The following is a 22850-nucleotide window of genomic DNA, read 5'->3' as shown; positions in this document are numbered from 1 at the left end:
TCAGCCGCGATGCCTTTGCTCCGGATTTGCCATCGCACAGCCGCGTGCTTTCGCTCGTCGGCAATCAACCAAAGAGCATCGCGGCTGAAGCCGCTGCCACAAAAGCCCGCGGAAGACGATGCGCAGCGGTTTACCCCAAGCGGCCGCCACTGACGCGGTCGCGCTGTTCCAGGTCACAGGCCGTAAATACTTCGGCATAGCCTGCCTCGCGCAGCAATGCACGAGAGGCATCGCCCTGGTTCCAGCCATGTTCGAACAGCAGCCAGCCGCCGGGGCGCAGGTGGACGTGTGCGTCGTGCACGATGCGGCGGATATCGTCCAGGCCATCAGGGCCTGAGGCCAGCGCGCTGGCCGGCTCGAAACGCAGATCGCCCTGCGCCAGATGAGGATCTTCCGCTTCGATGTAAGGCGGGTTGGAGACGATCAGGTCGAACTGCTGACCGGCCAGCGGTGCCAGCCAGTCGCCCTGCACGAAAGCGACGTTGCCGATGGCGTGATGCTGCGCGTTGCGCCGCGCGACGGCGAGAGCGTCGGCGCTGGCGTCGGTGGCGATCACCTGCGCGTACGGGCGTTCGTTTGCAATCGCCAGTGCGATCGCACCGCTACCGGTGCCGAGATCGGCCACGCTGCACGGGACATCATCCGGCAAACGCCGCAGTGCCAGTTCGACCAGCAACTCGGTTTCCGGGCGCGGGATCAGCGTGGCCGGGGTCACTTCCAGGTCCAGCGACCAGAAACCGCGCTGGCCGGTGATATAGGCCACCGGCTCGCCATTCGCACGCCGCTCGATCAGGCTCGCGTAAGCCATCCGGGCATCCGGATCGAGCACGTCATCGGCATGTGTGAGCAGCCAGCTGCGTGATTTCTGCACGACGTGCAACAGCAGCAGCTCGGCATCGAGACGCTCACCGAGCTGCTGCGTGGCCGCGGCCAGCATGTTGCGGACATCAGGCATCGTGCGGCGGCTCTGGCGTGGATGGCGGCAGCTGCGGCGGCGTCACGGCAAGCTTCGGCTCGCGCTTGCGCCAGTAACCGCCGTGCGTCCATGCATCGAATGCCCAGCGCAGCCAGCCGATCAGCGCGTTGGCCAGCCACAGCGCCCACGCCAGCATGGCCAGCTTGTAGACCCACAGTGAAACGCTGAACACGCCGCCGCTCGGCAGGGCATTGGCGCTCTGATCGGCGAACCAGCGCAGGCTCCAGGCGCTGGAATCGTTGCCGGCCACATGCATGTCGGGCAGACCGAGCAACCCCTTCGGTACCGCGCTGATCAACACGGTCAGCGCCACCAGCGTGAGTGCGGCGAGGCCGAATTGCAGCAGGTTGAATTTCGTTGCCGTCAGTCGCTCCGCAGGGGCTCCGCGCGCGCGCAGGCCGAGCAGGATCAGCCACAGCACCACCAGCGCATAGGCACTCCAGGCGAATGCCGAGAAGCCCAGCCCGAGCAGCAGCCAGTGATGGAAACGCAGCGGCGTCGGCGCATAGCGTGCCAGCAGCCACGCCGCCAGCAGCAGCACGATCAGCTGCGACCAGTACAGCACCGCCGGCCCCACCGTCGGCCCCCACGTCCACAGCACCCAGCGATCCTGCGGCAGCTGCAGCGCGAGGTTGATGTTCGCCACCGGCGCGTGCAGGGCGAACGTCGGCGTGCGCAGGCGCGCGGCAACACCATGCGGCTCGCGCAGGCGCAACGTGTAATCGTGCGCGCCGGGCAGCAATGGCAGGCTGAGCTTGCCGTCGCGCACGGCGAGGTTGATCGGCTGGTTGTCGCGCTGCGCCTCCAGCAATTCGGCACGTGCCGGCAGATCGATCGCATGCTCGCCACCGCGCGTGCTGCGCGCATGCAGGCTCAGCGTGGTCTCGCTCGCACGCTCGCCGGCCGCGCTGGTCAGCTGCACGCCATCGAAGGCCAGACTGTCGCCCGCCACCGCCACCGGCTGACTGAAGGCAAGCTGCAGGTTCTCGCCCGGCAGCGGCTGGTAAAGCAGGCCATCGTCACTGGTGCTGGTCGGCACACCTTTGGCATCGACGTGCCACATCGGCGCGGCATGGATCTCCCAGACCTCGGCACGTTCACCGAGGTCCGGTGCCTTCAACGCCAGCTGCGCGGCATGATCGAGACGACTGGTCCAGCTCACGCTGTTGCTGTTCGCGTTGAAGGTGATGCTGATATGGCCATCCTTGACCAGCGCATCGTCACCCAGCGGATGCTCGCCGGGCAGCAGCGGCAGCGTGGTGCTGAAACCACCCTGCTGTGGCGCGATGCGTTCGGCCACGTTCTGCACCGTCCAGTCGAGACCCAGCACCAGCCGGCGGGTCAGCCGCACATACGGCGGAAAACTCTGTGCGGCTGGCAGGTTCTTGCCGTCACTGGCGGCGTGCACGCGGTGCAGCGCGATGCTGTCGCCCAGCGCACGACCATCATCGACACCGTCCAGCGACCACCCCTGGCCGTTGAACGTGACGCGCTGCGGTCGCTGCGCAAAACGCAGACTGACACTGTCGGCCGTACCGATGCGGTAGTGCAGGCTGACCCGATGCACGCCGCGATCCAGTCGCAGTAGCAGTTGATTGCCGCGGCGCGTGAGCGGCGCGTCGGCATGGCCGTCCACGCTGACATCGAGCAATTGCAAGGCGTCATCGGCCTGCGGCAACGGCAACGCGACCGGCGTGCCGATATGTGCTTCCAGCTCGACATCGAGCGCATCGCCATTGGCCTGCAACTGCGCCTGCGCCAGATCGGCACAGGTCGGCGCGCATTTCGGCGCCTCGGTCAGACGGTTGCGCAGCTGATCGAGCAGTTGCTGGCTCGGCATGTCCTGCGCACGCACGCCATGCGGCAGCAACGCGAGAGCCAGCAACGCGGCACCCATCACGTTGCGGCCGCGCCAGTCGGGCCAGCGTCCACGCAGCGGCAACAGCGTCGATACCAGTCTGGCCAGCAGCGCTGCCAGCAACACGACCATCGCCACACGTAGCAAGCGCACCAGCCATGCCGGTGCGATCACCAGTCGCGTGTTCTGATCCGCCGTCACCGGCCCGGACCAGCCCAGTCGATAATTGTTGCCCTGATCCCAGTGCGGCATGCCTGCGCCAGCCTGAATCAACGCGCGGCTGTCTTGCTCAGGCCTCCTCAACGAGGAGGCCAACACGACGATCCCACTAAGCTTACCTTTTTCGGTTGCAGCATCAGTCTCGCTCGACTGATCCTCCACGGAGGCAACGGCGGCATTGGTACTCATTTCTGAAACCACAGGCGACCCGGGCGGTGGAGGCGGTAAAGGTGGAGGTGGCAATGCTGGCGCCGGCTGGATGTATTGCACTTGCACCATCTTGTCCACCGGATGTTTTTCCAGCTGCGGATGCAACGCGTACTGCAGCTGCGTCGCAACGAACGGCAGCGTCCACAGCACGACCAACGCAAAAACCGTCAATGCACCGATACGCGCAGAAGAGCGCAGGCGACCTTCCGACAAGGCACGCAGCAGCAATGCCAGCGCCAGCGTGCCGGCGAGTGTCCACAGCGGCGCGGCGTTCTCGTGCTGGGCCAGCGCGAGATAACCGGCAGCCAGCAGTGCCCACGGCCAGCCGAGCAGACGGCCGGCCAGCAGCGCAATCAGCGCCACCACGAACAGATCGAGCAGGCTCCATTGTGCGACCCATGAATCGGGCGAACGATCGGCACCGACTGTACCGAGCAAGCGGTAGCCCGAAGGCAGGTGCAAGGTGGCCTGGATGCCTTCCAGCGGCAGCTGCCAGCCCGCACTCGGGATCGCGCCGCCATAACTGGCGAGGCGCAAGCCGGCATCGAGGTCGAGCTGCTGCTCGCGCAGCTCGACGCCGCTGCGATCGTCGGCACCCTTGGTGATCAGCAGCGGTTCGTCAGCCTGTGCGGCACGCTGCAGCTGCCACGGCGCCGGCACGTCCAGCCGTTGGTGATGGCGCAACTCGCCGGTGAGATGATCGGCAACGCTGAGGCCGACGCCGTCGAAATCCAGCCACAGCTCACGCTGCAAATGCAGTTGGTCGCCCTTGCCGCCTTCGTCGCCGCGCGTGCCCTGCTCGATCGCCAGACCAGTGCCGTCATCCAGTGCATAGGCCGGCAGGTCACCCCACTCGGACGGCACACCAGCCTGGGCCGCGTCGGTGGCATGGCCTTCCACGCGCGTGCTGCGCAGGCCGGTGTCGTCGGCGTAACTCCAGACTTCCTGCTGCGGCCACGGCGTGGCCGGCAACTTCAGCGCGACCTTGCCCAGCGGCGCGACGCTGCGGGCGGCGAGCGTGATCGTCCAGTGTCCCGGCCGCAGCTGCACGCGCAGGCGGCCATCATTCTCCAGCCGTGCCGGCAGATCGCCGGTCAGCGCGGTGGCGACGAAGCCGTCCGGCAATGCCGGCCCCAGCAACTGCTCGCGAGCGCTGCCGGTGACATCGAGCTGCAATTGCGTCTGCAACGTGGCCGGCAGGCCGTCTTCGAGACGGCGATAGACGCGCAACGACAGTGCATCGGCGGCACGCTGTGCCGCGGCAGCTTCGCCGAGGGTGAGTTGATCACCGTTGCGTTCGATGCGCGCAACAGCCGCACCATCGACACTCAGCGTGACCAATCCGATCATGGCCGGGACACGCACTCGTGCAGGGCGAGAAGTCCATGGCAACGTGCCACTCAATTGGTAGTCGCCCGGTGTCAGCCACAGCATCGGCGCACCGGCGCGCTGCAGCACCGTGGCCGTCTGCTTGTTGGCGCTGACCTGCTGTGGCCAGTTCCTTTCGTCGCCAGGCAATGCCACCCAGCTCGGCGCATCCACGTGCACATCCAGGCTGAAACGGCCACCGTCCTTGCCGGCGTCGAGGGTCAGGCGGCCGGGCCACGCACATTGATGGCTGCCGGCACCGGGCATCTGATTGGCGAGGAACGGACAATCATGCTGCGGCACATCGTGCAGTACCCAGCCCTGCCAGTCGCGCAACGGCGGCGGTACATCCTGTGCCGGCAACGGTGTGGCAAACAGCAGCCACAGACTCAGCAGTCCGAACGTTCGAGCGAGCATGCAGTTCTCCCTGTGTGCCGTGCGGCCGGCACAGTGTAAGTGGAACACGACAGGCACACAGCCATGCCCGCCTACGGTTGTGGTCCCGGGTCTCCGGGCACGAAACAATTCCGATCACTGATTCAACGCAGCCGGCGACACAATGGGGTTACATGCCGATAACGACGGCGCCGTATAGTGGAATGCGATCTACCTCGCTTCCTCATCACGGTGAACCGCATGCCCCTGATCAATCGCCAGTTGCGCCTCAAGGCCCGTCCCGAAGGCCTGGTCAGGCGCGAGGATTTCGACCTGATCGAGCAGCCCGTACCCGAGCTGAAAGATGGCGAGGTGCTGGTATGCGTGCTGTACCTCTCGATGGATCCGACCAATCGGGTGTGGATGCGCGACATCCCGCAGTACCTGCCACCGGTGGCGATCGGCGAAGTGATGCGTGCACTCGGCCTCGGCCGCGTGGTGCAGTCGCGCTCGGCGCAGTACCAGGTAGGCGAGCTGGTGCAGGGCGTCACTGGCTGGCAGGACTATCTGGTCCTGCACGAGAGCGCCAAGGGCTACGTGTGCCTGCCCGCCGATCCCGGCATTCCGCTGCCCACCCTGCTCGGCGCCTGTGGCATGAGCGGTGTCACTGCCTATTACGGCCTGACCGATATCGCCCCGGTGCAGCCTGGCGAAACCCTGGTGGTTTCCGCCGCGGCCGGTTCGGTCGGTTCCATCGCCGGACAGATCGGCAAGATCATGGGTGCGCGCGTGGTCGGCATTGCCGGCGGCGCCGACAAGTGTCGCTACCTCACTGACGAACTCGGTTTCGATGCCGCCGTCGATTACAAGGCGGCGGACTTCAAGCAGCAGCTCAAGGCCGCCACGCCGGATGGCCTGCATGTGAACTTCGAAAACGTGGGCGGCGAGGTGATGCGTGCAGTGCTCTCACGCATGGTCATCGGCGGGCGCGTCGCGCTGTGCGGGTTGATCTCCGGCTACAACAGCAGCGAACGCCCCAGCGACGACTTCGGTGTGATCGTGATGAAGCGGTTGAGCATGCGGGGGTTTCTGGTGCTGGATTACACGAAGACGCGGGAGGCGGTGCAAGCGTTGGGTGGATGGATTCGTGAGGGGAAGTTGAAGGCGGAGGAGACGGTGGCAGATGGGTTGGAGAACGCGCCGGTGGTGCTCAATCGGTTGTTTGATGGGAGCCATCGGGGGAAGTTGGTGTTGCGGGTGGGGGCGGATGTGCAAGGTTCAAAGTGAACCACCTTCTGGAACAAAGCGGCCATCCCCAAGGGCTTTCCTTCATGAATCACTGAATGCTTCTGGCCCCCGATTGCCACAGTTCACGACCTGCCTTAGACTCACATGTACGTAATTTTGTACAAGTTCCGAGGACAAGGCTCATGCGAACCGTGAATTTCAGCGATGCTCGAAGCAACCTCAAACAGTTGCTCGACGAGGTGGTGGCTGATCATACGGTCACACTAATTAAACGCAGGGACGCCGGCGACGCAGTCGTAATGTCACTCGACGACTACAGTGCCATCGAGGAGACGATGTACTTGCTCAGCACGCCGGCCAATGCCTCGTGGTTAATTGAAAGTCTTGCCGAGGCCCATGCAGCGTTCCCCAGCGTACGTGTGCTTGGCCCGGAGGACTTCGGTGGGGCTGCACCTGTCCCACAGGCGCCGACTGCGACTGGCAAGACGACCCGCGCGGGTTCTGAGAAATCCATTCGTAACAAGAGCACGAGTGGAAACAACTCACTGACGGCCTCAGCGCTTGCCAACAAGGTCGATAAGGCGGTCAAACCCAAGTCTCGAGCAGTGGCCGTCCAGTACCTCAGCCCCAGCGATAGTCGCAGCCGCCTAATGCTTGAGGAAGTAAAATTGCCCTCGCCACGTGTCACTCAAAAGACCAAGGCCCGTGGCTAATGGCTAGGGAAATCATCACGGACGATGTGTGCTTCACCAAGCAAGCCTGGGAAGATTACGTCTACTGGCAAGAACATGATTCCTCCCAAGTGGACCGAATCAATGCCCTGATCAAAGACATATGCAAGTCACCGTTCACTGGAATCGGAAGGCCTGAGCCCTTAAAGAGCAACCTGACGGGCTGGTGGTCTCGTCGCATCGATCGCGAGCATCGACTGGTTTACCGGCTGTTCGAGGCTGGTGTGCCACGTAAAGGAAAAGAACGAATCGATCCGACCCGGTTCCTGCAGATTGCTTCCTGTCGATTCCATTACTGACATAGCCAATCTAGGCCACCAGCAGACAGACAAGGGAACGGAGGCAATTAATTCGGACGCAGTTCTGCATCGAAGCTAGGGTTTTCGTGCGCCTTCGACGCCCAAGTTGCTGTCTCTTCGCGTAGAGCAGTGAGCCATGCGGGCAGGTGCAGGTGCCGAGTGCGCCTGCACGGCCCGGCGTATGATTCCTGGAGCCATTCTTCTGCGCGGGAGTCACGCCATGAGATACGTGAAGCTTGGCCACACCGGCCTCGAAGTATCGCGTCTGTGCCTGGGCTGCATGACCTATGGCGTGCCCGATCGTGGCGCGCACCCGTGGTCGCTGGACGAGGACGCCAGCCGGCCGCTGATCCGCCGGGCGCTGGACCTGGGCATCAACTTTCTCGATACCGCCAATATCTATTCCGACGGCACCTCGGAGGAATTCGTCGGCCGCGTATTGAAGGAGCACGGCCAGCGCGATGCCATCGTGCTGGCAACCAAGTTGCATGGGCGCATGCATGCCGGCCCGAACGCGGTCGGCCTGTCACGCAAGGCGATCATGGCCGAGATCGACCACAGCCTGCGCCGCCTCGGTACGGACTATGTGGATCTGTACCAGATCCACCGCTGGGACGGGCGCACGCCGATCGAGGAAACCATGGAGGCGCTGCACGACGTGGTGAAGGCTGGCAAGGCGCGCTATATCGGTGCCTCGTCGATGTACGCCTGGCAGTTCGCCAAGGCGCAGCATGTGGCCGAGCGCAACGGCTGGACCCGTTTCGTCAGCATGCAGAACCACTACAACCTGCTCTACCGCGAGGAGGAGCGCGAGATGATGCCGCTGTGCCAGGACTCGGGCGTGGCGGTGATCCCCTGGAGCCCGCTGGCCCGCGGCCGCCTCACCCGTGCCTGGGGCGAAGACAGCGAGCGCCTGCAGACCGACGAGTTCGGCAAGACACTGTATCGGGCGCCCGATGCCGACCGTCCGGTGGTGGATGCGGTGGCGAGCGTTGCCGCCGCGCGCGGCGTGCCGATGGCGCAGGTGGCGCTGGCGTGGGTGCTGAGCAAACCGTGGGTCACCGTGCCGATCGTGGGCGCCTCGAAAGCGCAGCACCTGGACGATGCGATGGCGGCGCTTTCGTTGTCGTTGACGCCGACGGAAATCGAAACGCTGGAAGAACACTACGTACCGCACGCGGTATCCGGGCACTCGTGAGGGAGCCCATCCGGACAGTGAGGTGGCTCCCGATCCTGCTCTTCTGACCGCTGCATTCGTGCGGGTCGGTATCGACGTGCCGCAACGTGTGGCACTGGAGGTGTTCATCATCAGCTGGATCGATGCCAACGTGCCGAAGGACGTCGTCGTGGCGAGCTGAGGCCTCGGCTGTTCGAGGCGGTGATGGCAACCCCGATCATGCGAAGCGTGTTGGTGGTCCGAGAAAACCAGGGGCGGATTGACTGCTCCTATCAGCACGACGCCGGCACGTTCCACGTGCCGGCGTACATACGTCCCTTCTTCGCGCTTACCGCAGGATCGCACCCGCATCCTGCTTGGCCTTGAGCGCACTGCACAGCTGGATCGATTCGCTGGTCTGCGCCAGACCACGATCGATGCCGGCGGCATCCTTCAGACGCGGCTTGAAGAACGCCTGCAGACGATCACCCTCGGCGGAGGTGCAACCGCCACCAGCGGCCAGCGATGGCAGTCGGCCACCGGAGAAACTGCCGGTGCGATCGAGGATCTGCTGGTAATGCGCGGTGAACCACGTCCACATCGCATCGCGCTGGGCCAGCGTGTCACGGCCGGCGCGCAGCAGCATGGCCATCTCGCCGACCTTGACCGGCTTGGTCAGCGCGAAGTTGCGCACCTGCTCGGTCAGCGCCGGATCTTCCACACTGGCCAGGCCGCCGAGGATGCCGTTGCGCAGGGCCGGATCGCTGGTCTTGGGCAGTTCGGCGATCAACGCATCGACCGCGCTCTTGCCGTGTTCCTGCACGGCCATGCCCAGCGCATCGCCGAGCAGGTCCGGATCGGCCGCGGCCAGGTTCAGATGGCCGTCCGCCGTCGGCTTGAGCGCCGCTTCACCCTGCTTGAGCAGGGCCGCGCGAACTTCCGGCAGCTTGAAGCCGAAGCCGAGGCTACCGGCCAGCTCGCTGCGCATCAGCGAGTCTTCCTCCGGCTCGCCCGCCTTGCGCTGGTAACTCAATTGCTCCAGACGCGGCAGGTAGGCGGCTTTTGCCCATGCGGCCAGACGGGCACGCTGCGCATCGGTGGTGGCTTCGTGACGATAGATCCAGCCGACCTGATCCAGCGGCGCGGTGGCCACGTCGCGGATCTTCGAACCGGTCAGCGGCTGCAGCGCGGTCAGCACGTCGCCGGCGTCCAGGTCGCCATGACGGAAGCTGGCATTGACCGCATCGGCGTAGGCCAGCTGTTCGGCATCGCTGAGCTTGCCGACCTGCTTCACCAGACCGGCGAGGGCCGCCTTGCCGAGGCTGAAGCGGTAATAGCCGCTGGCGTTCGCGTTCGGCATCACCCAGGTCGGGTTGCTGGCACCGGCCAGCACCATCGACCCGGTGGCCTGATCGAGCATGTCGCAGCTGACCTTACTGGACTGTGCTTTATCTTTGCCGTTGGCGGCGGTGCCGTAACGCACGCACACCGGCACGCCCCAGATGCGCTTTGCATCGCCGGTGCTGCCGATCGGCAGGTAGCGGCTCTGGCTCAGATGCAGCACGGTCTTGCCGTCTTTCTGTTCCAGCCTGGTCGTCACATAAGGCACGCCGGACTGGTCGAGGAAACTCTTGAACGCATGCTTGAACGCATCGCCCTTGTCGGCGGCGGTGGCGATCGCCGCGACCAGGTCATCGGCGGTGGCGTTGCCGAATTTCTGCTTCTGGATGTACGCGCGCATGCCCTTCTGGTACGTCTTCTCGCCCACGTAGTTCTCGAACATGGCGATGACGCCGGCGCCCTTCTGGTAGGTGATGCCGTCGAATGCGGTCATGATGTCGCCGTTGCCGGTGATCGGCTGGCGGATGCTGCGCGCGCTGACCAGGCTGTCGTTGCTCATCGCGCCCTGCGCACCACGCACGCGATCGAGATCGGCGCGGTACTCCGGGTGCACTTCCATGGTGACCTTCTGCTGCATCCAGGTGGCGAAGGCTTCGTTGAGCCAGATGTCGTTCCACCATTCGGTGGTCACCGTGTCGCCGGTCCACTGGTGGGCCAACTCATGCGCGGTGACGTTGAACGAACCCTGCACGTTGCGCGCCGGCGAATCCTTGTCCAGCAGCAGCAGCCAGTCGCGGAACGTCACCAGGCCCGGGTTCTCCATCGCACCGGCCTCGAAGTCCGGTGCGGCCAGCAGATCGAGCTTGCCGAACGGATAGCCGAAGCCGTAGTAGTTCTCCAGCGCATGGATGATGCTGGGGGTCTCGCCCAGCACGTGCTGCATGCGGTGGCCTTCGCCCTTGGCGGCCACGCCACGCAGCTTCAGCGGCTTGGCACGGTACGCATCCGGCGAAATGTCCGGGCCGGCCACGATGTCCCACGGACCGACCGCGAACGCGACCAGATACGTCGGCAACGGCAGGGTCTGCGCGAACGTCACGGTTTTCCAGCCCTTGCCGGCGGCCTGCTCCTTCACCTGGTCGGTGTTCGCCACCACCGCCTGGCTGTCAGGCACGGTGATGCTGAGGTCGAACGGGGTCTTGAAGCCCGGTTCGTCGAAGCCGGGGAATGCGAAGCGCGCGCTGATCGGCTCCATCTGCGTCATCGCATACGGCTGGCCCTTGGCGGTGACCTTGTACAGGCCCTGCAACTGCGCGTTGAGCGGCGCGGTGTATTCGAACTTCAAGGTCAGCTGCTGCGGCTGCAGCGTGCTGCCGAAATCCACCCGCACCACGCCGGCCTTCGGCTCCACGCTGACGTACTTGCCGACGTGCGCCTTGCCGGCGGCGTCGGTGATGGTCACCTTCGACACCTTCAGCTCGGCGCCGTCCAGCCACAAATGGTCGGACGCCTGGGTCAGCTTGACCTTGATCGTGGTGGTGCCCGAAAAATCCTGCTGCGCCGGATCGACCTTGAACGCGAGCTGGTACGACTGCGGTACGGCCCAGCCCGGCAGCCGGCCTTGCGGCGCCTGATCGGCGGTAGCGGCGAACGCCGCGCCACAACAAGTGGCGAGCGCAGTAAGCAGGAGGGGGCGGACAAGACGGCGCATGGGGCGTTTCCCTGAAAGTGGAGAACTCCAACGCTAGGGGCGGGGTGACTTTCGACCCAGTGCCAGAAGGCACAGGTACGCAGACCTGGCGACCGTGACGCGGCCACGGTCAACAAATCAGCCCGAGGGAATCCGGGCAAAAAAACGGCGACGGAGTGAGCTTCGTCGCCGTGGGAAGACCCGCGCGCCGGCGGGGAGAGGGAGGGGACTCCGACGCGCGGGGTGTTGCGAGCAAAACGTGTGAGCACAATAGAACCCACGCTTGTATTGCTCCAATTGATTGTTACCATCCAGGCCATAGCGCAAGCCTATGGCAACGAGTGACCCATGAACCTTCGCGATCTCCAGTATCTGGTCGCCCTGGCCGAGCACCGGCACTTCGGGCGCGCCGCCGAGGCCTGCTTCGTCAGCCAGCCGACCCTTTCCACCCAGATCAAGAAGCTCGAAGACGAGCTCGGCGTGCCGCTGGTCGAGCGCACGCCGCGCAAGGTGCTGCTGACCGAGGTCGGTCGCGACATCGCCAGTCGCGCACGTGATGTGCTCAACGAGATCGAGCAGATCCGCGGCGTGGCACGGCGCACGCTCGATCCGGAATCGGGCACGGTGCGGCTGGGTATTTTCCCGACGCTGGGGCCGTACCTGCTGCCGCATGTATTGCCGCTGGTGCGCAAGGCGTTTCCCAAGCTGGAGCTGCTGCTGGTCGAGGAAAAGACCGAGGCGGTGCTGCGCCTGTTGCGCGAAGGCAAGCTCGACGCCGGCATCCTCGCGCTGCCGTTGCATGAGGACAGCCTGCACAGCGAGTTCCTGTTCGAGGAGCCGTTCCTGCTGGCGGTGTCGTCAGCACACCCACTGGCACACAAGCAGGGCCAGCTGAAACTGAGCGATCTGTCCAACCAGAACCTGTTGCTGCTGGAGGATGGCCACTGCCTGCGCGACCAGGCACTGGAGGTGTGCCACATGGCCGGCGCGGGCGAGCGCAGCGGTTTCCGTGCCACCAGCCTGGAGACCCTGCGGCAGATGGTGGCCGCGAACGTCGGCATCACCCTGCTGCCGGTCACCGCAGTGAAGCCGCCGGTGGCGCCGGTGGAGAACCTGCACCTGATCGAGTTCAAGGGACACCCACCGAGCCGGCGCATCGCGATGGTCTGGCGCAAGAGTTCGGCGATGGACGGATTCCTGAAGCGCCTGGCGGAGGTGCTCCGGCAACTGCCCGCCGATCTGCTGGATCCCCATACCGCGACCACCCCGGCAACGATTTCCCGCTGAGCATGCGCAAGCTACTGATCGGTGCTGTCCTGTTGCTGGTGATGGTGGGTGCGCTATCGCACTGGCGACACCGTCCGCTGCACCCGCTGCCCGGCGTGCTTGCAGCCGACGTGCCCGAACAGGTCGACCTCGACCCCGGCACGCAGCTGCAGCGCGGCGATGTCACGCTGACCACGCGCGCACATTTCGACATCACCGCACGCGTGCTGTCGCGCAAGGATTACTCGTGGAGCGCCGATGCCGATCTGGTCCCCGAGGATCTCGCGCTGGGCTGGGGCCGCATGTCCGACACCGACATCCTGGCAAAGATCGACATTACCCAGTCCGGCCGCTTCTACTACTGGCATGTGAACGAGTTTCCGATCCCGCGCCGCGAGATCGAAACCTCCAGCGCGAACATGCACATGATCCCTGCCGATGCCGGTGTGAAGCGCGAACTCGAACAGGTTCGCCAAGGCCAGGTCGTCCATATCGAAGGCTTCCTGGTCGACGCCAGCCGCCGCGACGGCTGGCACTGGAACACCTCGATGACGCGTGACGATACCGGCGCGGGTGCGTGCGAGTTGATCTATGTGGAGAGCATCGGCGTGGTGGCACCGTAAGCGTCACGGCGAATTTTGCAGCGGCTCGGTTTGCGCCCATGGCTACGCCATGGCCGATGGCGCAAGCGATCGGTGCGGGTCAATAACGCAACAGGCTATGCAACGGTTTGTCGCCTCGCCAGCGGTCCCGCCCTTGCAGTCCGGGCAGCTCGATGACCACGCTGGCGCCAACCAATTCGGCGCCCAGCTGTTCGACCAGCAACCGTGCCGCCGCCAAGGTTCCGCCGGTGGCCAGCACGTCGTCGACCAGCAACACCCGCTCGCCGGGCTTCAGCGCATCGCGCTGTGCCTGCAGTCGGTCGCTGCCGTATTCGAGCTGATAATCCACCGACACCACCGGCGGCGGCAGCTTGCCGGGTTTGCGCAACGGCACGAACCCGGCGTGCAGTTTCTGCGCCAGCGCCGCGCCGAAAATGAAGCCGCGCGCCTCGATACCGCCTACCGCCTGCACGCCGCTGCCCTGCCACGGCTCCGCCAGTGCATCGATGCAACGGGCGAAGGCGCCGGCATCGGCGAGCAACGGGGTGACATCACGGAACATCACGCCGGGGCTGGGGAAATCCGGCACGGCGCGGATCAGTGCGGCGAAATCTTGCATGAGGTTCCTCGTAGGTGTCGCAAGCGGGGTATCGGCGTGGCCGCAGCGATCAGCAAGGTGCGGTCAGCGGATCGGCGGAGAGGTCGTCGTCCTGGATCGCCAACCGCGCCTCGCTGAGCCGGGCTTCGACTTCGCCCACGATGCCCTGGGCCACGGCGAGGCTCGATTCGGGCACCATCACCGCGATGTAGTCCATCGCGGGCAGCTGGCCCACCGCACCGGTGAGGTATTCGCCGGCAATGAACGCCGGAATGTCCACCGCCTCCAGCGCATCCTTGACCAGATGGGCATCGAACAGATTTTCGGCTCGATAGACGATATGCATGAGCTGCACGCTAACCCGCGCACCGGCACGGAGCAAGCGATGGCCCGGGGCCGCCATGGCGGATCAGCGCCGCGCTGCGCCCGATGACAGCGACGAGGTAAACTGGTCGTTTCCGCCACCGCCTGCGAGCTTTACCCGATGTCGACCGACAATCCCGCCGTTGCACCCGCTACTCAGGCAGCGACCGCCGTGCATCAGGCTGCTCCACATCAGGATTTCATCCGGCAGATCGTGCGCGACGACCTGGCTGCAGGCAAGCACCATGCGGTTCACACGCGCTTCCCGCCGGAACCGAATGGCTATCTGCATATCGGCCACGCCAAGGCGATCTGCCTGAGCTTCGGCATTGCGGGTGAATTCAACGGCTGGTGCAACCTGCGCCTGGACGACACCAATCCGGGCAAGGAAGATCCGGAGTTCGTCGAGGGCATCAAGGACGACGTGCACTGGCTCGGTTTCGAATGGCATGAGTTGCGCCATGCGTCGGATTATTTCGAGGTGTTCTACCGCTCGGCGATCAAGCTGATCGAGGATGGCGTCGCCTACGTCGATGACCTCAACGCCGAGGAGATGCGCGAGTATCGCGGCACGCTGACTGCTGGCGGACGACACTCGCCGTACCGCGAGCGCAGCGTGGCGGAGAATCTCGACCTGTTTCGCCGCATGCGCGCGGGCGAATTCGCCGACGGTGCGAAGACACTGCGCGCGAAGATCGACATGAGCGCCGGCAACATAAACATGCGCGACCCGGCGATCTACCGCATCCGCAAGATCGCCCACCAGAACACCGGCGACGCGTGGCCGATCTATCCGATGTACGACTACGCACACTGCCTGTCCGATGCGCTCGAAGGCATCACCCATTCTCTGTGTACGCTGGAGTTCGAGGATCACCGGCCGCTGTACGACTGGTTCGTCGACAAGGTCGACCTGCCGAACCACCCCGAACTGTGGCAGCCGCTGCTCGATGCCGGCCTGCCGACGGTGCCGGCCAAGCCGCGGCAAATCGAATTCTCGCGGCTCAACCTCAGCTATTGCATCACCAGCAAGCGCAAGCTGGCGCAGCTGGTGAACGAGAACTTCGTGGATGGCTGGGACGACCCGCGCATGAACACGCTGCGCGGCCTGCGTCGACGCGGCTTCACGCCGGCCGGGCTGCGCCTGCTGATCGAGCGCGTAGGCGTGAGCAAGCAGAACAGCATGATCGACTACGCGGTACTGGAAGGCTGCATCCGCGAGGACCTGGACACCACCGCGCCGCGCCGCATGGCGGTGCTCGATCCGCTGAAGCTGGTGTTGACCAACCTGTCGCAAGGCCATGAGGAAACGCTGACCTTCGCCAACCATCCGAAGGACGACAGTTTCGGCACGCGCGGAGTGCCGTTTGCGCGCGAGCTGTGGATCGAGCGCGAGGATTTTGCCGAGGTGCCGCCGAAGGGCTTCCACCGCCTGAAGCCGGATGGCGAAGTGCGCCTGCGCGGCGTCGGCATCATCAAGTGCGAACAAGTGATCAAGGACGCCGACGGCAACCTGACCGAGCTGCATTGCACGCTCGATCCGGAAACCCGCCACGGCATGCCCGGTGCCGACCGCAAGGTGAAGGGCACCATTCACTGGGTCAGCGCGAAGCATGCGGTCGCCACCGAGGTGCGCATCTACGATCGCCTGTTCAGCGTGGCCGCGCCGGACAGCGACGAAGAAGGCAAGAGCTGGCTCGACCACGTCAACCCGCAGGCCAAGCGCGTGGTACGGGCATGGCTGGAGCCGGCCGCCGCCAGCGTGGCGCCGGAGCAGCGCTTCCAGTTCGAGCGGTTGGGCTATTTCGTGGCCGACCGCATCGATCATCGCGCCGACGCCCCCGTGTTCAATCGCACCGTGACGCTGCGCGACGCATGGACCAAACAGGCTGGCCAGTAACGGCCCGCCCGACGAACGGAGCAAGCGTATGCTGCCGCTGCAAATCCATCTGACCCTGCCACCGTGGATCGGCGATGTTGCCGACAGCAACCGGCGTTACCAGACCGACGAGGAACGGGTCGGGCTGGCGATCGAGCTATCACGGCAAAATGTCGAGCGCAGCGGCGGTGGCCCGTTCGGCGCCGCCGTATTCAACAGCCACAGCGGCCGGCTGGTCGCCGTTGGCGTGAACCGCGTGGTGCCGCAAAGCTGCTCGGTCGCGCACGCCGAAATGATGGTGATCATGATCGCGCAGGCGCGGCTGAGCCGGCATCGGCTGAACGAAGACGGCGGTCATTACGTGCTGGCAACCAGTTCGCAACCCTGCTGTCAGTGCTATGGCGCCAGCGTGTGGGCAGGTATCGACGAATTGCTGATCGGCGCCCGTGCCGAGGACGTCGAGGAACTCACCGAATTCGACGAAGGCCCGTTGCCAGCCGACTGGATCGGCGAACTGGAACGCCGCCACATCGTCGTGCGCCGCGACATCCTGCGCGATCAGGCACGCGGCGTGCTCGCCAGTTACGGCGCCAGTGGTCCAACGTATTGAGCCGCTGGCGCGCCGCGCTGCCGTTGGTCCTGCTGATACTGGCAGGCATCGTGTTGTTTGCCTCCGGCTCGCTCGATCAGTTGACCCCGCGGCAGCTGGTGGTGCATCAGGTCGAATTGCACGCGCAGATCGCCGCGCACCCTTGGCTGAGCCGACTGGCCTATGTCGGCCTGCTGACCCTGACTGTATCCACCGGCATTCCCGGCACCATCGTGGTGATTCTCGCTGGCGGTTTCGCGTTCGGGGCCGTCGATGCCACCGTCTCTTCGTCGGTGGGGCTAACGCTGGGTTCGCTGATCCTGTATCTAGCCAGCCGCTACGCGTTTGGCGCCGGCAGCCGGCAGCCGCCGGCGATCGTGGCACGGCTGCGGCTGGGTTTTGAGCGACATCCGGTGAGCTACACCCTGTTTCTGCGCTTTGTCCCGGTAGTGCCATTCGGTGCCGTCACAGTCGCACTGGCCTGGCTGCGCTGTCCGTTGTGGCTATTTCTGGGTGCCAGCTGGCTCGGCGGCACCATCACGCTGATCTTCGAGACGTCGATCGGCGCCGGGCTGGGCGATGCGATGAGCCAGAGCGACAGCTTCGGCGTCGCCTTGTTCATGCACCGCAGCGTATTGCTGCCGCTGGGCGCGATCGCACTGCTGGCACTGCTGCCGCTGCTGATCGGGCGCCTCACCCGCCGTTACCGGCAAACCGGCAGGCACATCGACTGATCCCGCGTCACACGGTTGCCGGCAGCTGTCAATTCGTCCGTTTCGCGCTAGTGTTGTGCGGCATCCATGACAGCGGCGCACGGCGTGGATGGACGAAACTGGACTGACTCCGGCGCGTCGGCGCAAGGGGTGATGCTGGGGGGAGATACCGGGCGAATGGACAAGGCGACCAACTCCTGGCCCACGCGGTTATGGCAGCGTACATCGCTGATGCAGCGTCTTGCCTTCGTCGCGATGGTGCCCACGCTGATCACGGCGGCCCTGCTGGTGACCTTGCTGACCCAGCGCCAGCTGGACAACCTGCGCCAGATGGCGCAAAGCAATGCAGACGCCATTGCGACACAAGCCGCCTCGGTCTGCGTGCAGCCATTGCGCAACATGCAACTGCGTGAGTTGCTGCGCATCGCCGATTCGATCGGTGACCTGCCGCATGTGACGCGCGTGCAGATCCGCACGACCGCCGGCGAGATCCTCGCCGACCATCGTGAATCCGGCGACAGCAACAGTCAGCACGACATCCTTACCGTGGTGCGCGATGTCGTCGACAGCGATCAGCCCGACCATGCCCTGCTTGGCTCGGTGCTGGTGGATGTGAGCCTGCACGATGCGATCGCCGCACAGCATGCGAGCCAGCGCCACGCACTGCTCGCGTTGCTGCTGAGTCTGCTCATTGCAGGCGTGATCGGCTGGCAGGCAGCACGCTGGATCAGCGCACCCCTGGTTCACCTGGCCGGCGCCGTGCGCCAGCTCGGCCGAGGCGATCGCCAGGTTGCCGTGACAGTCACCGACCGCACCGAGATCGGCGACCTGCAGCAAGGTTTCAACCATGCGGCAGCAGCGTTGTTCGATGTGCAGCGCGGGATGGAGCGACAGATCGAACAGGCCACGCTGGAACTGGCCGGAAAGAATGCCGCGCTCGAAGCGGCCAGCGTGGCCCGATCGCGCTTCCTGGCAGCCGCTTCGCACGATCTGCGCCAGCCGCTTTATGCGCTGACCCTGTTCTCCTCCGCACTGGCAGTGGACGAACACGATCCGCAGCGACTGGACCGGATCGCCCATATCCAGGAATGTGTGCAATCGCTCGATCACCTGTTCAGCGAGCTTCTCGATCTCTCGCGGCTGGAAACCGGCGCGGTCCAAGTCGAGATCAGCGAGTTCCCGCTCGACGAGGTCTTCGCCGAGGTCAACCGCAATTTCGGCATGGTGGCCGAGCAGCGCAACTTGCGACTGAACGCACACCCGACCAGCCGGTGGGTACGCAGCGACCGCATCATGCTGACCCGGATACTCAACAACCTGGTCAGCAATGCCTTGCGCTTCACCCACCATGGTGGCGCGGTGGTCGGCGCGCGGCGTGGCGGTGACGGTCGCGTGCGCATCGAAGTGTGGGACACCGGCAGTGGCATTGCGCCGGAGCATCTGTCGAGCGTGTTCGACGAGTTTTACCGCATCGACGACCATCTCGACGCCGGGCTCAGCGACGGCTCGCATTCCGGCCTGGGGCTGGGGCTGGCCACCGTGCAACGCCTGGCGGAACTGCTCGATACCCGGGTGCTGGTGAAATCCAGGCTGGGCCGGGGCAGCGTATTCCATTTCCAGTTACCGCTGACCGACGCGCAGTCGAAGCTGGCCCCCCTTGACGACGACCTGCCCACGAACCTGGTCGGCAGGCGCGTGCTGGTACTGGACGATGATCCTGCGATTCTTTCCGGCATCCGCTTCCTGCTGCGCAGCTGGGGCTGCGACGTGGCAGTGGCCGAGGATCGGCTACAGGCGCTGGAGGCCATCGAGCAGTGGCCAGGCCCCGCCGACATCGTAATTTCCGACCTGAGCCTGCGTGACGGTGAACGCGGGCTCGATGTGTTTGCCGCACTCGATCACTACTACCAGCGCGACGGCGAAAAACCATTCGCCCGGCTGCTGATCACCGGCGAAACCCGCATCGATCGTCTGCGCGAAATCATCGCGGCAAAAATTCCCCTGCTGTACAAACCGGTCTCGCCGCAGCAATTGCGCACTACCTTGATCTCGGTCTGGACCGCCGCCAGCAGCGACCGCTGAGCCGGATGCCTGCCCACGGCAGGCAAAAAAAGAGCGCCCGACGGGCGCTCTGAAAACTGGTGGGTCGTCCGGGATTCGAACCCGGGACCAATAGATTAAAAGTCTACTGCTCTACCAACTGAGCTAACGACCCATCATTGCAAAACTCAAGCGGACAATTTTACGGGCTGGGCGACAGCGGCACAAGCAACAACGTCCCGCAATCTCAGGCATACCGCGTGGGATCGGCCAGGCCGGCTTCGCGAAAGCCCTGCGCGCGCAATCGACAGGCATCGCAATGACCGCACGCCTGACCATCACCGTCGGCCTGGTAGCAACTGACCGTGGCTGAAAAATCCACGCCGAGGCGCTGGCCTTCGCGGGCGATGTCGGCCTTGCTCATGCGCATCAATGGCGCGTGGATGCGAATGCCCGCACCCTCGACGCCTGCCTTGGTGGCGACATTCGCCAAGGTCTCGAACGTCTCGATGAAGGCTGGACGGCAATCCGGGTAGCCGGAGTAGTCGACCGCGTTGACTCCGCACCAGATGTCGCTGGAACCAAGCACCTCGGCCCAGCCCAACGCGATCGACAGCATGATCGTGTTACGCGCCGGCACATACGTCACGGGAATGTCGCCGCTGTCGAGGGTGTCGAGCGGAACATCGATATCGGCCGTCAGTGCCGAACCGCCGATGCTGCGCAGGTCGATGCCGACGGTCTTGTGTTCCACTGCGCCGAGCATGCGCGACACCCGGTCGGAAGCTGCCAGCTCCGAGTTGTGCCGTTGACCATAGGCCACGCTCAATGCATGCACCTGATAGCCCTGCTCGCGTGCCAGTGCGATGGTGACAGCCGAATCCATGCCACCGGAAACCAATACGACAGCCTTGCGCAACGTGCTTTGAGACATGATGTATTCCACACAAAAGTGACCGGTCACCGGCCGCAAACGCCACCGGCAACACAGGCCGGCGCGCAATCAAACGTGGCTTGCTGTAACGGCCGCTCAGTGCCCGGCAGCGTCGTTCCAAAGCAGCTTGTGCAGCTGCATCTGAAACCGTACCGGCAAGCGGTCAGCAATGATCCACTCTGCCAGCTCGCGCGGCTGCACTGCGCCATGTACCGGCGAGAACAACACCATGCAGCGATCCGCCAACGCGTGTTCGGCCAACATGCTACACGCCCACTCATAGTCGCCGCGGCTGGCGATCACGATCTTGATCTGGTCGTGCGGGAGCAGGCAATCGAGGTTCGACCACAGGTTGCGCCTGCTCTCGCCCGAATCCGGTGCCTTCAGATCCATCACCTTGTGCACGCGCGGATCGACCGCGGAAACGTCCAGTGCGCCGGAGGTTTCCAGGGATACCTCGTAACCGGCGTCGCACAATTTCTGCAGCAGGATCAGGCACCGTTTCTGCGCCAGCGGCTCGCCGCCGGTTACGCAGACGTGGCCTGCGCCGTGTGATGCAACTTCGGCGAGGATGTCCTCGATCGCGTGCCAGTCACCACCGTAAAACGAATACTCGGTGTCGCACCAGACGCAGCGCAAGGGGCAGCCGGTGAGGCGGACGAACACGGTACGCCAGCCGATCGCATCGGCCTCACCCTGGATCGAGTGGAATATCTCGGTGATGCGCAAACGCTCCGCAACAACCGCTGCAGGCGTGGTGGACGCCACGCGTGCGTCATCGCCGCTCATCGTTACGCGCTCAGTTGCCCGACTGCTGCAGGCGTTGCAGGCGTTCCTGGGCCAGGCTGGCTGCCTTGGAACCCGGGTACTGGGTGGTGACCTTCGTCAGCGTCGCCTTGGCCGCACCGTTCTGCTTGAGCTCGAGCTGGCTGTAACCGACCTTGAGCAGCGCATCGGGTGCCTTGTCACTTTGTGGAAACTGGCTCAGCAGCCGCTGAAACGACTCCAGCGCCACCGGATAATTGGTCGTGGCGTAGTAAGACTCACCCAACCAGTACCAGGCGTTGGGCGCAAGCGGGTGATTCGGGTACTGCTGGATGAAGCTGCGGAAATTGCGTGATGCCTCCACGTAATTGCCCGCGCGGATAGCCTTGAACGCCACGTCATAGGCAGCCTGAGCCGCGGCTGGATCGGCAGCACCGGCTACGGCTGGCTGGGCTGCGGCCGGCTGAGCCGCTGCGCTGTTTTTCGCCGTGGGTGTCGCGGCGCTGCTTGCCGGAGTGGTCGGTTGGCCTGGCTGGGCCTGCGCACCACTGACAGCCGCGGCGCCTGTGCCCGCATTGCCGCCCTCAAGACGTCCCAAGCGGGAGTCGAGGTCGCCGTACTGGGCTTTGTTCTTGTCCTCGAGAGTCTGCATCTGATGCTGCATCTCCTCGAGCTGACCCTGCAGTTGCTGCACTTGAGCCTGCAGCTGCTGCATCTGATTGACCATGCCGATACCGGACTGGTCCTTGTTCTGTGCCTGCTGCTCCAGCCGCGTGACACGGTCGGCGAGACTCAGCCGCGAGTCCTGCGCGAATGCCGGAAACGCGAACAGCATGGCGGACGCGATCGCGCCCGCCATGCTGATCCTGGCTGCAAAGCTGTTAGCCAGTCGCTTCATCATTACTGCGCCGTGTAGACGATCTCGACGCGACGGTTCTTGCCCCAGCAATCCTCGTTGTGCTCACGGCACACCGGCTTCTCTTTGCCGTAGCTGATCGTCTCGAGCTGGCTGGCCGAACCACCGGCTGCCTGCAGCGCGCTGGAAACGGCATTGCCACGACGCTCGCCGAGACCCAAGTTGTACTCACGCGTGCCGCGCTCGTCGGTGTTACCTTCGAGACGGATGTGCGAGGTCGGGCGATCCTGCAGGTACTTGGCGTGGCACGCCATGATCTGCTGGAATTCCGGCTTGATTTCGGTCTTGTCGAAATCGAAGTACACGACGCGCTGACGCAGGCAGGCATCGGTATCGAGATCGGCGGGGGTGTACTTGCCATCCGACGCCTGAGTCTGGGTCTGGGTGGTCTGATCCATGGCAGGCTGCGGTTTGACTTCCTGCTTCTTGGAGCAAGCGGCCGCGCCTACGCAGAGCAGGGCAACCAGGGCGACGCGAACGGTCTTATTCATGGTGACGTTCCTTAACGAGTTGAGTTCCGACAAACGATGACGATTGGGATTACGGGACAGCTGACGCCGGTTAACCGGCTGTTATTTTGACACTTGAAAGACCGGCCGTGCATACCGCTGCGCGACCGTTCTGACTGGCGATGGCGCAGCAATGCGTCACCGCCGGAAACCGAAACGCGCCGACAGGCGCTGTTCGGGCCCAATCCCTGGGCATCACGCTGCC

At 64.6% G+C, this 22850-nt stretch carries 20 protein-coding genes and 1 tRNA gene; 11 read left to right on the top strand and 10 right to left on the bottom strand.

The annotated features are described in order from the left end of the window. Window positions 1-130 precede the first annotated feature (130 nt). A complete protein-coding gene (gene prmC / locus EAH75_RS10405) occupies window positions 131-955 on the bottom strand; it encodes a peptide chain release factor N(5)-glutamine methyltransferase (RefSeq protein WP_140648555.1) in 825 nt (274 codons plus the stop codon). Next, complete coding sequence (locus EAH75_RS10400) at window positions 948-5048, bottom strand: hypothetical protein (RefSeq protein ID WP_140648554.1); 4101 nt, start codon at window positions 5046-5048, stop codon at window positions 948-950. Before EAH75_RS10400 ends, prmC begins: the two co-directional genes overlap by 8 nt. Before the next feature lie 219 nt (window positions 5049-5267). Here EAH75_RS10400 and EAH75_RS10395 point away from each other — a divergent pair, with 219 nt between their 5' ends. The 5 genes from EAH75_RS10395 to EAH75_RS19630 all read left to right on the top strand — a co-directional run bounded on the left by EAH75_RS10395 (window position 5268) and on the right by EAH75_RS19630 (window position 8642). Further along, window positions 5268-6293 carry an NADP-dependent oxidoreductase gene (locus EAH75_RS10395; protein WP_140805359.1) on the top strand — a complete coding sequence of 342 codons (1026 nt, stop codon included), beginning with the start codon at window positions 5268-5270 and terminating at the stop codon, window positions 6291-6293. A gap of 143 nt (window positions 6294-6436) precedes the next feature. Then, a complete protein-coding gene (locus EAH75_RS10390) occupies window positions 6437-6967 on the top strand; it encodes a type II toxin-antitoxin system Phd/YefM family antitoxin (protein ID WP_140648552.1) in 531 nt (176 codons plus the stop codon). Next, window positions 6967-7284, top strand: coding sequence for a Txe/YoeB family addiction module toxin (locus EAH75_RS10385; RefSeq protein ID WP_140648551.1), 318 nt, complete (start codon window positions 6967-6969; stop codon window positions 7282-7284). Before EAH75_RS10390 ends, EAH75_RS10385 begins: the two co-directional genes overlap by 1 nt. Window positions 7285-7504: 220 nt before the next feature. Next, window positions 7505-8482 carry an aldo/keto reductase gene (locus tag EAH75_RS10380; protein WP_140648550.1) on the top strand — a complete coding sequence of 326 codons (978 nt, stop codon included), beginning with the start codon at window positions 7505-7507 and terminating at the stop codon, window positions 8480-8482. A 22-nt stretch (window positions 8483-8504) separates the two neighbouring features. Continuing rightward, on the top strand, window positions 8505-8642 hold the full coding sequence (locus EAH75_RS19630; RefSeq protein WP_161596180.1) for a hypothetical protein: 138 nt from the start codon (window positions 8505-8507) through the stop codon (window positions 8640-8642). A gap of 147 nt (window positions 8643-8789) precedes the next feature. On the opposite strand, the gene EAH75_RS10375 is transcribed toward EAH75_RS19630, so the two are convergent. After that, complete coding sequence (locus tag EAH75_RS10375; protein WP_140648549.1) at window positions 8790-11492, bottom strand: M1 family metallopeptidase; 2703 nt, start codon at window positions 11490-11492, stop codon at window positions 8790-8792. Between the two features lie 327 nt (window positions 11493-11819). Here EAH75_RS10375 and EAH75_RS10370 point away from each other — a divergent pair, with 327 nt between their 5' ends. After that, window positions 11820-12758, top strand: a complete 939-nt coding sequence (locus EAH75_RS10370; RefSeq protein ID WP_140648548.1) for a LysR substrate-binding domain-containing protein — start codon at window positions 11820-11822, stop codon at window positions 12756-12758. A gap of 2 nt (window positions 12759-12760) precedes the next feature. Continuing rightward, window positions 12761-13360 (top strand): hypothetical protein, encoded by a 600-nt coding sequence (locus tag EAH75_RS10365; protein WP_140648547.1) that lies wholly within the window; start codon window positions 12761-12763, stop codon window positions 13358-13360. Window positions 13361-13439: 79 nt separating this feature from the next. Here EAH75_RS10365 and EAH75_RS10360 read toward each other — a convergent pair whose 3' ends face one another. Beyond that, the gene (locus tag EAH75_RS10360) at window positions 13440-13958 is read right to left on the bottom strand and encodes an adenine phosphoribosyltransferase (protein WP_140648546.1); all 519 of its coding nucleotides are present in this window, start codon (window positions 13956-13958) and stop codon (window positions 13440-13442) included. Window positions 13959-14007: 49 nt separating this feature from the next. Next, entirely contained in the window at window positions 14008-14283 is a 276-nt protein-coding gene (locus tag EAH75_RS10355) for a DUF2007 domain-containing protein (protein ID WP_140648545.1), read from the bottom strand. 138 nt (window positions 14284-14421) lie between these two features. Between EAH75_RS10355 and EAH75_RS10350 the strand changes: the two genes are divergently transcribed. The 4 genes from EAH75_RS10350 to EAH75_RS10335 all read left to right on the top strand — a co-directional run bounded on the left by EAH75_RS10350 (window position 14422) and on the right by EAH75_RS10335 (window position 19563). Next, window positions 14422-16200 (top strand): glutamine--tRNA ligase/YqeY domain fusion protein, encoded by a 1779-nt coding sequence (locus EAH75_RS10350; RefSeq protein ID WP_140648544.1) that lies wholly within the window; start codon window positions 14422-14424, stop codon window positions 16198-16200. 28 nt (window positions 16201-16228) lie between these two features. Beyond that, entirely contained in the window at window positions 16229-16789 is a 561-nt protein-coding gene (locus tag EAH75_RS10345; protein ID WP_140648543.1) for a nucleoside deaminase, read from the top strand. Continuing rightward, window positions 16786-17502, top strand: coding sequence for a TVP38/TMEM64 family protein (locus tag EAH75_RS10340; RefSeq protein ID WP_140648542.1), 717 nt, complete (start codon window positions 16786-16788; stop codon window positions 17500-17502). The genes EAH75_RS10345 and EAH75_RS10340 overlap by 4 nt, the downstream gene beginning before the upstream one ends. Before the next feature lie 156 nt (window positions 17503-17658). Further along, a complete protein-coding gene (locus EAH75_RS10335) occupies window positions 17659-19563 on the top strand; it encodes an ATP-binding response regulator (protein ID WP_140648541.1) in 1905 nt (634 codons plus the stop codon). A 57-nt stretch (window positions 19564-19620) separates the two neighbouring features. On the opposite strand, the gene EAH75_RS10330 is transcribed toward EAH75_RS10335, so the two are convergent. The 5 genes from EAH75_RS10330 to pal form a co-directional block, all read right to left on the bottom strand. Then, window positions 19621-19696: transfer RNA gene (locus tag EAH75_RS10330), tRNA-Lys, on the bottom strand. Between the two features lie 72 nt (window positions 19697-19768). Beyond that, window positions 19769-20455 (bottom strand): 7-cyano-7-deazaguanine synthase QueC, encoded by a 687-nt coding sequence (gene queC, locus EAH75_RS10325; RefSeq protein WP_140648540.1) that lies wholly within the window; start codon window positions 20453-20455, stop codon window positions 19769-19771. Between the two features lie 96 nt (window positions 20456-20551). Beyond that, window positions 20552-21244: a 7-carboxy-7-deazaguanine synthase QueE gene (queE, locus tag EAH75_RS10320; RefSeq protein ID WP_140648539.1), complete on the bottom strand. Its 693-nt coding sequence runs from the start codon at window positions 21242-21244 to the stop codon at window positions 20552-20554. Between the two features lie 10 nt (window positions 21245-21254). Further along, window positions 21255-22121: a tol-pal system protein YbgF gene (ybgF, locus tag EAH75_RS10315; protein ID WP_240046114.1), complete on the bottom strand. Its 867-nt coding sequence runs from the start codon at window positions 22119-22121 to the stop codon at window positions 21255-21257. Beyond that, window positions 22121-22627: a peptidoglycan-associated lipoprotein Pal gene (pal, locus tag EAH75_RS10310; protein ID WP_140648538.1), complete on the bottom strand. Its 507-nt coding sequence runs from the start codon at window positions 22625-22627 to the stop codon at window positions 22121-22123. The genes ybgF and pal overlap by 1 nt, the downstream gene beginning before the upstream one ends. Window positions 22628-22850 lie beyond the last annotated feature (223 nt).

Origin of the sequence: Rhodanobacter glycinis, assembly GCF_006438785.1 — a bacterium.
In the GTDB taxonomy this organism is placed as follows: Bacteria; Pseudomonadota; Gammaproteobacteria; order Xanthomonadales; family Rhodanobacteraceae; genus Rhodanobacter; species Rhodanobacter glycinis_A.
Note: the sequence above shows the minus strand (reverse complement) of the source record. Positions and strands in the feature narration are given on the sequence as shown.